General features: G+C 51.4%; 17 protein-coding genes. 6 read left to right on the plus strand and 11 right to left on the minus strand.

What is annotated here, in order from left to right; translation table 11 throughout:
- Positions 1-8: 8 nt before the first annotated feature.
- Positions 9-1,073, minus strand: coding sequence for a hypothetical protein (locus JOD01_RS10205; RefSeq protein ID WP_204518220.1), 1,065 nt, complete (start codon positions 1,071-1,073; stop codon positions 9-11).
- On the minus strand, positions 1,063-1,641 hold the full coding sequence (locus JOD01_RS10210; protein WP_204518221.1) for an RNA polymerase sigma factor: 579 nt from the start codon (positions 1,639-1,641) through the stop codon (positions 1,063-1,065). The genes JOD01_RS10205 and JOD01_RS10210 overlap by 11 nt, the downstream gene beginning before the upstream one ends.
- A 394-nt stretch (positions 1,642-2,035) precedes the next feature.
- Here JOD01_RS10210 and JOD01_RS10215 point away from each other — a divergent pair, with 394 nt between their 5' ends.
- On the plus strand, positions 2,036-2,749 hold the full coding sequence (locus JOD01_RS10215; protein WP_204518222.1) for a peptidylprolyl isomerase: 714 nt from the start codon (positions 2,036-2,038) through the stop codon (positions 2,747-2,749).
- A 140-nt stretch (positions 2,750-2,889) separates the two neighbouring features.
- Here JOD01_RS10215 and JOD01_RS10220 read toward each other — a convergent pair whose 3' ends face one another.
- Positions 2,890-3,654 (minus strand): glucose 1-dehydrogenase, encoded by a 765-nt coding sequence (locus JOD01_RS10220; protein WP_204518223.1) that lies wholly within the window; start codon positions 3,652-3,654, stop codon positions 2,890-2,892.
- 102 nt (positions 3,655-3,756) lie between these two features.
- Here JOD01_RS10220 and JOD01_RS10225 point away from each other — a divergent pair, with 102 nt between their 5' ends.
- Positions 3,757-4,056, plus strand: coding sequence for a YfhH family protein (locus JOD01_RS10225; RefSeq protein WP_204518224.1), 300 nt, complete (start codon positions 3,757-3,759; stop codon positions 4,054-4,056).
- Between the two features lie 44 nt (positions 4,057-4,100).
- Here JOD01_RS10225 and JOD01_RS10230 read toward each other — a convergent pair whose 3' ends face one another.
- The gene (locus tag JOD01_RS10230; RefSeq protein WP_239565372.1) at positions 4,101-5,339 is read right to left on the minus strand and encodes an MFS transporter; all 1,239 of its coding nucleotides are present in this window, start codon (positions 5,337-5,339) and stop codon (positions 4,101-4,103) included.
- Positions 5,340-5,439: 100 nt separating this feature from the next.
- Here JOD01_RS10230 and JOD01_RS10235 point away from each other — a divergent pair, with 100 nt between their 5' ends.
- Positions 5,440-5,889, plus strand: a complete 450-nt coding sequence (locus JOD01_RS10235; protein WP_204518225.1) for a DUF441 domain-containing protein — start codon at positions 5,440-5,442, stop codon at positions 5,887-5,889.
- A 9-nt stretch (positions 5,890-5,898) separates the two neighbouring features.
- Here JOD01_RS10235 and JOD01_RS10240 read toward each other — a convergent pair whose 3' ends face one another.
- Positions 5,899-6,210, minus strand: coding sequence for an iron-sulfur cluster biosynthesis family protein (locus JOD01_RS10240; protein WP_204518226.1), 312 nt, complete (start codon positions 6,208-6,210; stop codon positions 5,899-5,901).
- A 132-nt stretch (positions 6,211-6,342) separates the two neighbouring features.
- On the opposite strand from JOD01_RS10240, the gene JOD01_RS10245 reads away from it, so the two are divergent.
- Complete coding sequence (locus JOD01_RS10245) at positions 6,343-6,483, plus strand: hypothetical protein (RefSeq protein ID WP_204518227.1); 141 nt, start codon at positions 6,343-6,345, stop codon at positions 6,481-6,483.
- 65 nt (positions 6,484-6,548) lie between these two features.
- Complete coding sequence (locus JOD01_RS10250) at positions 6,549-7,589, plus strand: DUF2515 family protein (RefSeq protein ID WP_338028548.1); 1,041 nt, start codon at positions 6,549-6,551, stop codon at positions 7,587-7,589.
- Positions 7,590-7,596: 7 nt separating this feature from the next.
- Here JOD01_RS10250 and JOD01_RS10255 read toward each other — a convergent pair whose 3' ends face one another.
- The 6 genes from JOD01_RS10255 to JOD01_RS10280 all read right to left on the minus strand — a co-directional run bounded on the left by JOD01_RS10255 (position 7,597) and on the right by JOD01_RS10280 (position 11,609).
- Positions 7,597-7,764: a hypothetical protein gene (locus JOD01_RS10255; RefSeq protein ID WP_204518228.1), complete on the minus strand. Its 168-nt coding sequence runs from the start codon at positions 7,762-7,764 to the stop codon at positions 7,597-7,599.
- Positions 7,765-7,769: 5 nt separating this feature from the next.
- Complete coding sequence (locus tag JOD01_RS10260; protein WP_204518229.1) at positions 7,770-8,606, minus strand: DUF1444 family protein; 837 nt, start codon at positions 8,604-8,606, stop codon at positions 7,770-7,772.
- Between the two features lie 15 nt (positions 8,607-8,621).
- On the minus strand, positions 8,622-9,722 hold the full coding sequence (locus JOD01_RS10265; RefSeq protein WP_204518230.1) for a DUF3900 domain-containing protein: 1,101 nt from the start codon (positions 9,720-9,722) through the stop codon (positions 8,622-8,624).
- A gap of 140 nt (positions 9,723-9,862) precedes the next feature.
- Complete coding sequence (locus tag JOD01_RS10270; RefSeq protein ID WP_204518231.1) at positions 9,863-10,018, minus strand: hypothetical protein; 156 nt, start codon at positions 10,016-10,018, stop codon at positions 9,863-9,865.
- A gap of 98 nt (positions 10,019-10,116) precedes the next feature.
- On the minus strand, positions 10,117-11,343 hold the full coding sequence (locus JOD01_RS10275) for a DEAD/DEAH box helicase (RefSeq protein WP_338028549.1): 1,227 nt from the start codon (positions 11,341-11,343) through the stop codon (positions 10,117-10,119).
- Positions 11,344-11,459: 116 nt separating this feature from the next.
- Positions 11,460-11,609, minus strand: a complete 150-nt coding sequence (locus JOD01_RS10280; protein WP_204518232.1) for a hypothetical protein — start codon at positions 11,607-11,609, stop codon at positions 11,460-11,462.
- A 128-nt stretch (positions 11,610-11,737) separates the two neighbouring features.
- On the opposite strand from JOD01_RS10280, the gene JOD01_RS10285 reads away from it, so the two are divergent.
- Positions 11,738-12,796: a phosphodiester glycosidase family protein gene (locus JOD01_RS10285; RefSeq protein ID WP_204518233.1), complete on the plus strand. Its 1,059-nt coding sequence runs from the start codon at positions 11,738-11,740 to the stop codon at positions 12,794-12,796.
- Positions 12,797-12,825 lie beyond the last annotated feature (29 nt).

Genomic DNA, 12,825 nt, shown 5'->3' on the forward strand with positions numbered 1-12,825 from the left:
CTCCTTCTTTATCTGGTTGCAACGGATATGATCAGTTGTTTCCCCGACTGCGCAACCAACAGCAATTTTTTTCCGTGACGGGACCAACGCGTCCGTACCGCGGATTGTTCCGCTTGCAACGGCAAGGGCAAAACTTCCGGATCTTCGGCAGCTTGGTTGACATCCACCGCGATCATATCCCTGCCGTTGGCCAAATACGTCAATTGCTCCGCTGTCTGCCAAGATGGCGATGTCCCCTGCCCGAGCGGTTTGCTGCGGTTCGTGTTCACATCGATGACGGTAACTTGACCGTCCGCCACGTAAGCAAGCAGATGATTGATCGGCGCCCATTCCGGCTGTGTTCCATCGGCCAGCTTTTGCTTCGCAAACGAGTGAGTGCTGCTGAGCCAAAGTTCCGCTTGCCCTTCGCTTTCTTTTGTATAGGCCAAATAATTGTCATCGGCCGACCAGCTGATCGAATGGACCTTTGCCCCCGGCTCTTCCAGCAGCAGCCGAAAACTTCCCGACCGATTGTTTTCCGTAAGATCGATCAACCAAATCCGGCCGGCAGCTCCGTCTTGTTCCGCCACAGCCAGCTGTTGCCCGCTGTTGGCCCATGCCAGCGATTGGTATTCGCCGTCTGTTTCAGGCAGCTCGATGCGATGCTGCTCGGTGCTTTTGCCGTCCAGCATCACGGTGACCAGTTCGTGTTGTTCGGATAAATAGGCAATCGCTTTTCCGTCTTTTCGCAGATCGACCCGTTCTGCGTTGCCGTCAGCCGGCAGTGTGACCACACCTTGCTGTTTCAAATGAATCGGATCGGCAACGCTCAACACGATGATCGCCGAAAGCGTGAGCAGAACAATTCCCGACACTGCCCACCAAAATTTCTTTCTTTTCCAAGGAGATTTCCCGGAAGTTTCCCCGCGACTCATCTCCAATTCCTTCATCCGTTGCAACAGCTTTTCTTTTAACTCCGCTTTCAATTGGTAATTGACAGGAACCGCCTGGCGTAAGCGCTGTAAATGAACTAACAAATCGGAAATGGTGCTGTCCTGCAACTCAGGCTGTTTTACATGCTCTTCATCGCTCATCACGGTGCCCCTCCTTATACATTTTTTGTAACCTTTGCAGCGCGCGATACGAAATCATTTTGACGCTGGATTCTGTTTTTCCCAATACTTCTGCCACCTGATTTATCTTCAAATCCGCAAAATATCGCAAGGTCAACACATCTTTTTGGTCCTGGGTCAGCAACTCCAGCCGATCTTTCAACAACTCGACTTCTTCGTTGCTCAGCGCCTGCTGCTCCGGCTGCCATGTATCGTCTGTTTCCCCAAGAAACATCTCTCCCTGATCCATCGGCAATTCCCGGTTTTTTCGCAGAAAGTCAATGAAGGCGTTGTGAGCTATTCGAAAAATCCAGGAGGCAAACGGACTGGTCCGGCTGTATTGATCGAATTTTTCCAATGCTTTCAAGAAGACCGTTGTGGTCAGATCATCCGCGTCCCAAGGATTATGCACACGGTATCGCAAGTAGCGATTGACTCGATCGAAATATTCGTCGTACAGCTCGGAAAAATCCCGCGCCTCGTAATACTCGTTTTTGACATCAGGGGGTGAAGCCGCTGTTTGCTTGCTCTGCTCAATCGGCATTCCCATTTCAATCCTCCACATACTCACTGATGAATGTCGCGACATTCCTCCAGCTTTTTTCTTCCCATCAATGAAAAGTAACAGCGGTTTCCCGGCAGGCCTGCCGCAGGGTCTGTTCTACATCGTTTGACGTGCAAACGAAAGAATCGTCACATTCCCCCTTCAAAAAATTATCAACTTTCCATTAACAAGCTATCTTCCCTCTCTGCTGCCAACTGAAATTTGCCAAAACTTTGATTCTTTTTCCACAACGCGCGGATGACTTTTAAACGCGTTCAATTTATGTTATAAATGGTGATGGCATCAACGGGGGAATAATAATGGTGCCGTTTTACCTGAAATGGAAAAAGAGAGAAAACCGATAAGCCAAACTATTTAGTAGAGGAAGGTGCAAAATTTGATGAAGCGTTTCTTTACATCACTTGTTATGTGCATCATGGCCGTTCTCCTCGTTGCCGGATGCAGTACAAGCAACACGGCAGAACCGCCTAAAGAGACTGTTGAACAACCGACAACGCCTGTTACCCAACCGGCCGACAAAGATCAAAAACCGGCTCCTCAGCCAGCGCCGACCGGTGAGAAAAAATATGACCATGCACCCGCCATGCAAATTGATCCGAACAAGCAATACACGGCAACGATTTCGACAACCATGGGTGATATTACAGTCGAACTGTTTGCCAAAGATGCGCCAAAAACCGTCAACAACTTCGTTTTTTTGGCGAAGGATAAATTTTATGACAACCTGCTCTTCCACCGCGTGATTAAAGACTTTATGATTCAAACCGGCGATCCGCTGGGCAATGGAACAGGCGGTCCGGGCTATGTATTTGAAGACGAATTGAGCAACAAGCATCAGTATCAGCCTGGTGTGGTGGCCATGGCCAATGCTGGTCCAAATTCCAACGGCAGTCAGTTCTTCATTGGTTCCGGTGAGACGGTTCGCGACCTGAAAAACTCGCCGAGCTATACGATTTTCGGTCAAGTAACCAAAGGAATGGATGTTGTTCAAAAAATCGCTGCAGTCCAAGTGAAAAAGAATCCGGTCATCAATGAACCAAGTATGCCGGTTCAACCCATTAAAATCAAATCGATTACGATCACAGAGAAATAAACAAAGATCGCCTTGCTCCTTGCCCTTGGCACCAGGAGGAAGGCGATCTTTTTTGATTGCAAGCAGCAAGCAAACCGGCAACAGCCGCTTTCCCGTTCATTTCGCTCCGTGAAGTTCAACCGGAGCGCCGCTCTTTTTCTTTAAAATCCGTACACGGACATGCCGCCATCGACCGCGATTGTTTGCCCGGAAATGTAGGCAGCCGCATCGGAAGCAAGGAAAATGGCCGGGCCGATCAAGTCTTCCAACTCGCCGATCCGCCCCATCGGTGTCCGATTGAGGATGTCCTGCAAATAAGCGGGATCGTTCAACAACGTTTCCGTGAGCGGCGTCCGGAAATACCAGGGAGCGATCGTATTGACGCAAACCCCAAATTTGCTCCACTCCAGAGCGAGCACCCGGGTCATCTGAATAACTCCCGCTTTGCTCGCGGCATAAACCACCCCTGTCCGCAAGGCAACCAGACCGCCAACGGAAGCGATGTTTACAATTCGCCCGTATTTCTGCTCGCACATCACTTTGCCGGCAGCCTGTGCCATAAAGAAAGCGGCTTTCAGGTCCAAAGCCGTGATCCGGTCCCACTCCTCCTCGGTCACATCGAGCGCCTTGCTGCGAATATTCATTCCGGCATTGTTCACGAGAATATGTAATCCACCGAACTGCTCAATGGTTGCCTGTACTACCTGTTCCGGCGCACCCGACTCGGTAATGTCTGCTGCGATGGCAAAAGCCCGTCCGCCCGCCTGCTCGATTTCCTGGACAAGTTCATCGAGTTGGGCTTGTGAACGGGAGACAACCGCTACCTGAGCGCCAGCCTCAGCCAAGCCACGGGCAAGCGCACGGCCGATGCCTCGGCCAGCACCGGTTATTACTGCGGTTTTTCCTGTCAAATCGAATCTGGTCACAATGGTTCAACTCCTTTTTCAGTCTCCTCATATACATTCTCGCTCAGTCGCCAGATCCCCTTTTTCCTGTTACAATAAAGACGAGCCAAAGGAGGTTTCCCTATGCGTTTGTACAGTCAAATGACGCTAGCTGAATTGCAGCTGGAGATGGAGCGCTTGCGCAAAGAAGCGGAAGACAAGCAAAAAGCTGGAGATTTGGTTCAGTTTGGAATTCTGCAGCAAAAATTTTTTCTTGCCAAGTCTTATTATTTGGGCACAAATGAATTCCGCATTGGTCAAACTTATCAGGTTTATGGCTATGATGCCCCGTTTACCATCGATTATTTTAACGGCGTGTTTGCCTGGGGCCGCTTTGCCGGTACGGACGAGCAGTTGGGCTTTCCCGTCGGCATGCTGGAATGAAAAAGAACGAGCGACGTTCCCGTACGCTCGTTCTTTTATTTCGGCTAAACCGCATCTTTCTGTCCTCCGGTCGGTTCTTCGACGCGAAAGCGGATCCAGAGCATATTGAGCAGGTAGAGGATGGCGACCAACACCAGCATCGTCCTGATTCCGAACAACGCGGAACCGGAACCTCCGATCAGCGGACCGGCAAAACTGCCGAGAAAGGTCGCACTGGCGGTAAATCCAAAAACACGGCCACGCTGTTCCTTTGGAGTGAGGCGGCCGACCAAGGCATTGGCTGTCGGCATGATACCGCCAATGAACAGCCCCAACCCAAACCGGGAAGCTATAAATACCCAGATATTTGGCGCAAACGCTTGGGGCAACATAAACAAGGCGGCACCCGTCATACAAATCGTCAGCACCTTTCGATAGCCCAGAACATCGCTGCGTTTGCCCAAAAACGGCGACGCCAGCAAGTCAGCGAGACCGGTGACCGCAAACGCAAAACCGGCTACCGTCCCCAGATAGGCGGACCCGTTGGTCAATTCCTTCATAAACAGGGGTAAAACCGGTTGGATACACATCACGGAAAATTGGGTCAAAAACAGAACCAGAAACATGGAGCGAACGCTTTTCAATTCCTTGATTGTTTTGAACTGTTCGACCAGCGTCGGCTTTTTCCTGGCATTTTCGGCAGCCATCGGCCCTTCCTTGACAAACAGGGCGGTAATCGTGAAAGCGAGTAGCGCAAAACTGGATGTCAGAAAAAAAACAACTCGGTAGTTTTGCACCAAGTCCGCCATTATGCCACCAACCAGCGGGCCGAGCAAGGACCCGATCATGCCGGCTGAGGCCAGCCAGCCCAAGGCAAACCCTAACCGGTCTTCCGGAATTTTGGTGGCAACCAGCGCGTTGGCAGATGCGGAGTAGCCGCTGAACACACCTTGCAAAATGCGAATGATCAGCAACTGCCAGACCGCCGTGGCCAAACCCATCAGACAGGTAAACACGCTGATCGCCAGCGTGGAACGGAGCACCATCAGTTTGCGGCCCTTGCGATCGGCCACGCTGCCCCAGATCGGGGAAAAGATCGCCGACATGATAAAATTCGCACTGGCAATCAATCCCGCCCAAACACTCACCTGTTTCAAGTCATGTACACCGAGTTGTTCAATATAGAGCGCCAAAAAAGGGCCCATGCTGGAAAACGCCATCATCATTATGCATTGCACAAACGCCATAATCCACAGCGTGCGTTGCCAGGATGAGCCTGTATCAATCGTTTCGGTTTCTTTCATATTTGGATTTCCTCACTTGTCAAACGTTAAAAGTTTATGCTCACCGAACAACCCTCTATCTGTTATAATTACACAAAAAAAGAAAGTGTGACGATTTTTCATGGATTTAACCAATATTTTGCTGCTGATTTTTCTCGCGCTCGGCATTTTCGGCAACAACCCTACCATCTCGATTGCTGTGGCGATCCTGTTGCTTGTTCGGCTCCTTCATTTGGACCGCCTGTTTCCTTACCTTGAGCAACACGGTTTGCAAATCGGCATCATTGTCCTGACGATTGGCGTACTTGCGCCATTGGCCAGCGGAAAAATCAACGAGGAAATCATCTGGAAAACCTTCACCCACTGGCAGTCACTGCTGGCGGTAGTCGTCGGTGTGCTCGTTGCCTACCTTGGCGGCAGAGGCGCAACCTTGATGTCCCAGCAACCGCTAATGGTCACCGGCATTTTGATCGGGACGATTATCGGCGTTACTTTTTTCCGCGGTGTCCCGGTTGGACCTTTGATTGCTGCAGGAATTCTATCCTTTTGCCTGCAGCTGTTGCCGAAGTAGCGGTCAGCGTCACGCTTCCCTTACCTGCAAACCGTAGGAAAGAATCTGCTCGGGCGTGACCAGGCGAAACCCTTGATTGGGGCGGTAATCGATCGTCAAAACTGGCACCGATAAATATTCCACCGTCAGCGGATCGATCCGCAGTTGTTGACCAAACAACGGGTAACAGTGATCGTTCGCCGCCTCCCGATCCCAAACGAGGCTGTACTCCACATTTGCCCCGCAACCGCCAACATAACGGCCGATGATGCGCAAATCCTTGTCATCCGGCCATTTCTCCGCTAATTGTACCTGAGCGGCCTCTGTCCATCTTATCTCCATCTATGTCCCCTCTTTTCGTTAGTTTGACATCTACACTTTATCGAAAAAGGATTTTTTTCGCAATGATTCATCATTTGCTTCCTTTGTGCATATACTATGTGAAATTGGCTGACAGGAAAGGGGGCGCTTCGAATGCGGATCTATGAGCAAAACGGTATTTATGTCGCCGAAGCGGAGTATCAATCGGAGAGAATCATCAAAACGGGAAAAACGTGGGAAGAAGCGGAAGAGAGGATGCGCACTACTTTGCTCGTGCTGGAAATGATTGGATAATAACAGGACCTGTGCCGAGGTCCATTTTTTGTGGCTATGCTATCAGAAAGGAGTTGCATCTGTTCGTGACCAAACTCACTCTTGAACAAATCGATCTAGTTTCCGAACTGCGCTACCAGACAACGATTGCCAATCGCAACAACGTGACGCGGACAGCCGCGTATCTCCGCTTCTATCTGGCTCATCCGGAAGTGGACTGGGCTTTGCTCGCACATCTCGTCTCGCGCAACGGCGGATGGAACATGACCGATTTGCGTGGAGAATGGCTGCCCCGGATCATGTCCGAGGAAGAGATCGAGTCCTTTTTTCTGTTTCTGGAGCGTTCCAACTGGCTGATCTTCCATGATGCCTATCCGCAACTGTTGCTGTATGCCGAAGCGAAAAAACAGGGGGAGGACTTGTTTCATCTCCTGCCTTCCCTCGGTGTCTCCCGCTTTATGGTCCCGCTCTGGCAGCAGTTTTGGCAAAAGCGAGAGCCGCGTCCGCTTACTCACGGACTGATTATCAACGAACAGCAATACATACAGCAAAGAGTTGTGCGGCAGCCTTATTTTCAGCGACGTGTGCTGGAAACCTTCAAATTTCAGGCCCAATCTCTCTTATCGCTGAATCAAGTCCTGTTTCCCTATAAACAGCACCCGACCGACGCCACCTTCAGTATTGTCGGGACGGTCGTCCATCATTTTCCGTTGGTGGAAAAACGCATCGAAGTGGGCAAAGCGCTGTACCGACTGCTGTTCGGCAACCGGGACAGACTGGAGAAAATCATTGCCTGGGCCAAGCGGATTCCCCATACCGGTTCACGCGCCGACTATTGGCCGCACATCTTCAGCCCGTATCAAAAGTCTTCGAATCAAAACTATCAAGCGCGGCTGAACGGAACTCGGCTGCTTCCGGGACGTGCCAAGCTCTACAGTCCCCGGCTGACGGATGTCTGGCCCGAGATCGATCACCCGCCGGCAGACGGTGTCGACTGGTATCGGGAGCAAAAGTGGATTGACTTGCTGGAGGAAAGCTCCGTACTTCCCTGTCTCGATACAGACGATTATGCCGTCTCGTTACATCATGTCGACCATGGAATGCAGTGGCTCGACAAACTGACCTGACGGAATGTTAACCTTTTGGCTGGCGCAAACCGAGTTTTTTGACGATACTGAGAAACAACTGATAGGTGGCATTGAGCTCTTCATCTTTTTTCAGCGACTTGCGGTAGCTGCCGTACTCCTCGTACAATTCGTCCAGACATTCTTCCAGCAATTCTTTTTCCTGTTTGGTTAACACTTGCTTCATTCCTTTCGTTTCAACTGCATCTGTTTCCCGTGTTGCACGACCAAATAAGGAGCCAATTCGCCCGCTTCATAGTAAAAAGGCAGCGGCGTAATCGGGACAGGTCCTTTGCTGGCAAAATCGTACGCCAGTCTGGCCAGCAGCAGCGCTCCCTGTTCATCGGCCAAATCGCCAATGATCAACACGTCTTGATGAGGAATCGCCACGCCAAGCTGTGCTCCTGTCCGTTCTTGATCAAAGCGGTGCAACAGCTCGTCGAGCAAAATGCGGCTGGCGGCATAACCGTCCCGCGGACTGATAAAATGCAGGCGGTTGTCCCCAATCTTTTGCGTACGCACACTGTATGGCAGCGACCGCAGATTTTCCCGGGCACACCGGTCCAATTTTTCTTCCGTCCAACCCGCTTCCTCCAGCATCTCTTGGTCAATCAGCAAATAGCCCTCCTGCTGATCAAGCGCGTACCCGATCACCGTTTCCGCCGTATGCGGCTTCACGATCAATCGCTCATTGCGCCCGGAGGCAAACGATACATGCCGGAGCACCGGATATACTCGGTTTTCTTTTTCCTTTAAATCGCGATTGGCCAACTCGCCCTTAATGGCCGCCGCCAACTGCGACACAAACGAATGGATCAGTTCCCGCCTTTGCTCAGGCCGCTGTTCTATCGTTTGAAACAGTTTGCGCAAGGAACCGTGCCGTTCCTTGCCGTTAGGCAGTCGGATCTCGATCTGCTCCGCTTCGCTTTGGCAAACGATGCCTGCCGGGAGTTCCCGCTCCAGCAATTCCACGACGCGGCGCCGGATCGAATCGCGAAGTTTTTCCTGCTGTTCACTCATCTTCTCCCTCCTCCCTTACCATGGCGGCGTGTCCAAATCGGCCACATCTTCCCGCTCCGCCTGTGCGCTTGGCCGGTTCTCCAGTTCACGCACGATTTCCCGCAAATTTTTCGGCTTTAACAGTTCCACCGGGGAGATCCCCTTTTCAAATTGCAGGCTGTCTCCCGAAAGCAAGACCAGATAGCGGCCGTTTGCTTTGGCGATATGCACCTGGGTGCCGTAATCGGCCAACAGCGCGCGAATTTGGATGTGATCCAGCTTAAACCGCAATTCCAGATCCGGTTGACGGTCGGTTAACAACTGCATCGCTTCCATTACGGTTTCATGTTCCCACTTTTCGGAAAGCTCCCGTTTGGGGCTGGCCGCCATAAGTTCAAACGCTTCTTCTTCGCGCATGCGCTCTTCCGATGGTTCGGGATAAAGGACATCAAGCTGCTGCTTGGCCATAGATAACACTTCTTCGGTAACGATCTGCCCAATTGTTTGCGGAAATTCAATGAATTTCAGGAAATCCTCAAAATAGCGGGCATGGGAAAATTGATGAATCTTTACGTGGTAGTGATCATTCAACCCCGGCTCGATCATCAACGGATACATGATCGATTTCATATTTTTGGCATTGATCGCCATCTGCACATTGGCAATCAAGCTGCTTTCATCGGTGATCACGGCTGTCTTTTGTTCGAAATCACATTTCAACAAAAAAACATAACGGTCATCCAGCGAATCCAGCTTTGCTCTGACGATCAGCAGAACGCCTCCTCTGACCTGGGACGTCCGCAGATAGGCTTGCACCAGTTCACTGCATGACTGTTTGAAATCTTCTTTGTTTGCCGCTTGCAAGATTCGCTGAAACGATTGATAGTTTGGATTGGAATCGATCGCGTGCCCTTCCGCCAGGACAAACCGGCCCAGCTTGGTCGGACTGCCTTCGCTGCGCGGCGTTTCCTCCACTTTACGCTTGGCGATTCGTGTGAATTCACCGTCCAGAAAGGAACGCAATTCACTGTGTTGGTATTCATCATGGGACAACGTTTTGGCAAAGCGGATTTGTTTGGATTCTCCTTCCAGCTGTTCGATTAAATAAAACGTCAGCCATTCAATAGAAAAGTTCATGGTTCTCCCTCTGCAATCAAGTTCGTATAGGTACCGACCTGATTATAACAAAGGCGATTCAATCCCGCCAGAAACGGCTCAAAGGAAAATCCCCCGGCTGTTCGCAGCCAGCCGGGCGGACCTCTTCGCGAAAGGGCAGGCTATTCGGCAATCGGCTCATCTTTGGCTCTTTGCATTGCCTGATCCAGTTCGGCTGCTTCACGCCGCAACGTTTGCCGCTCTTGCTGTGACAAATGGTTTCCGCCAATCTTGCCGTTCACGAGCAACTTTTCCTCTTCCAAACGATCTTTGCGCATCGAACACCCTCCTTGGATCACAAACTTTTTTCAAGCATGCCAAGCAGCCTGCTGTCCTACTTTGTTCCAAAGCGCCAGATCTTATGTATGCAATACCGCTATCGTGACGAACGCGGCCTGTTTTTCGCTTTACGGCTGGAGGATTGGACAGGCTGCGGCTTGACCCGTTGCCGAGGTTTGTTTACCCGCTTCTCCTCGGGATCAATCAATGCCCCGAAAGCCATCTCCTTTTGCACGATCGGTTCACCGATCGCTTTGCTGAACTTCTTGATCAAGAACTGTTCCTGCGGGACAATCAGGGAAAACACCAGTCCTGCCGCTCCCATCCGTCCTACTCGGCCGCTGCGGTGAATATACGCATCGGCATCGGGCGCAGGGTCAAAATGGATCACTGCTTCTACACCCGGGATGTCGATTCCCCGCGCTGCCACATCGGTTGTAATCAGCACAGGAAACTTGCGCTCGCGAAACTGCTGCAGCGTAACCGCCCGCTCTTCTTTGCTTGCCCCGCTGTGCAGCAGGCGACATTCCAAATGGTGATAGCGCAGCTTATCGACGATCTCGTCCACACGATCCATCTTGTTGACAAACACGATTGCCGCTTGGGCATCGACCAGCCGCAACAATCGGCGGAGGTTGTCCACCTTTTTGCGTCCTTCGCTCACCAAGTAAAAATGCAGCACGCTTGCTTCGGTTTCCGGTTTGGCCGCGCGAATGATCACCGGCTCCTTGGCCAATGGCTGCAACAATCGGATCATGGTTTCAGGCAACGTCGCGGAACAAAAAATACGCTGCGTGTCGCGCATCAATCGTTTCAACACCTCGTTGACCGGGCCGGCGAATCCGGCATCCATCATGCGATCCGCTTCATCCACCACCACTGTCTTCACCTGGTGGACTTTGACTTTGCGCTGCTGCAATAGTTCATTAAGCCGTCCAGGCGTGGCGATGACGACGGCCGGATGGGCTTTTAGCTTTTCCAGTTGCCGCTGCGGATTGGCTCCGCCGATCAAAGCGACTGCTGTCAACCGGAGACTGTTCAGCAACATTTCCGCTTCCCGATAAATTTGCATCACCAACTCGTGGGTTGGTGCCAAAATCAAAGCCTGCAGCTCCTTGCTGGCCGGATCGAGCCGCTCGCAAATTGGCAAAAGGTAAGCATAAGTCTTTCCTGTTCCGGTCGGTGATTCGATCAGCACATCGCGATTGTCCAAAATTGCAGGCAGCGCTTGCTCCTGCACCGGCGTCGGCGTGTCAAAATGACGTTGCTGCAATACCTCAAGCACTGGCTTGGCGGTAATCCAGGTTGAAAATGGTTCTGCCACAGGTAATCCCCCCACATACTCACTCGTAACCGTTAGCTTACCATTTTTTCGCAGAGATTGAAATAGCGAAACGGGCATTTGCCAAATCGGCAAATGTCCGCCATTCGCTGCCCCCGTTAGCTGTTGGAATCGATGCGGACTTCCCGATCTTCCATTTTGTCGTTGCGATCGTCCGCGGTACGCTGATTGTGCGTTCCAGGGGGATTTTTTTGATATTCTTCCACTTCTGCTTGGAATTGTTTGTCAAAGCCGCGCTGACGGTTCACACGGGTCACCTCCCCTTTGTATTGTTCCCGTACGTATCGGGAACATCCTTCGCTTTAGGCGAAACTTTTTCAATGTCCATTCGTCAAAATCTATAGAGAAAAAGGCTTTGGATTTGGAAGGGGAGTTTATGGAAACCACTTTATCACGTACACGCACCATGAAAAAAAGACGACGGCGAAACAGTCCTCTTACCCTCTTGAAACATATGTTGCTGGCGACCATGCTGTTTTTCCTGCTATTGATGCTCGCAGCGGCGATCTTCCTGTTTGGTACGCAAAAAGGGATGGAGTTACGCGAGTGGATCGCCGGGACGCTGTTGACGACACAGCATGATTACCTCGCCCCATTCACCTTTTTGCCGAAAGCAAAACTGGATGAACTGAAAAACGAATTGAACCACCCGGTAATTATCAATACGACGCCGGCAGAAGCGGTGGACAAGCCCGTGGAGCCAATGCCTGCCGCGGAAGAAAAGCCGCGCGAACTGGTGGAAATCGAGGATGTGAACATCGATAAAGGCAGTTACTATTTCAAAGGAAAGCTGATGTACATCTCCGACCCCCAGCGCGTTCATCTGGTGGTCACCGAACGAACGGATGACCGCGGCGATTTGTTGGACGAATTTGCCAAAAAATACAATGCGATCGGAATTGTCAATGCCAGCGGTTTTTATGACCCGGACGGCTACGGCAGAGGAAAATCTGCTTTTGGCGTCGTCATCCACGACGGCAAGATTTTGCAATCATACAATCCGCGTTCCAATCAAACCGCACTGGGAATTACCTACGACGGGAAAATGATTACCGGCAACTATTCAGCCGAAGAACTGGTCGCGATGGGGGTTCGCGATGCGATGAGCTTCAGCCCGCAGCTCATTGTCAACGGAAAAAACCTGTTTGCGGACAAAGCGGGAACGGCCTGGGGCAATCAGCCGCGCACGGCGGTTGGGCAGAAGGCTGATGGGACGGTCGTCTTTTTGGTCATCGACGGGCGGCAGCCTGGCCATTCGATCGGCGCCAGCATGAAAGACGTCGCCGATTTGCTCGAACAAAAAGGAGTGGTGACCGCGATGGCGATGGATGGCGGTTCCAGCTCGATGATGCTCCATAACGGCGAGGCCATCACCAAAACGTCTTGTCCGTATTACAGAGGCCGCTATTTGCCAAACGCCTGGGCTGTCTATTAAACAAGAAAAAAGCACTTCCCCGTTGAGAG

The sequence above is a fragment of the Brevibacillus fulvus genome, from assembly GCF_016908525.1.
Taxonomy (GTDB): Bacteria; Bacillota; Bacilli; order Brevibacillales; family Brevibacillaceae; genus Brevibacillus_G; species Brevibacillus_G fulvus.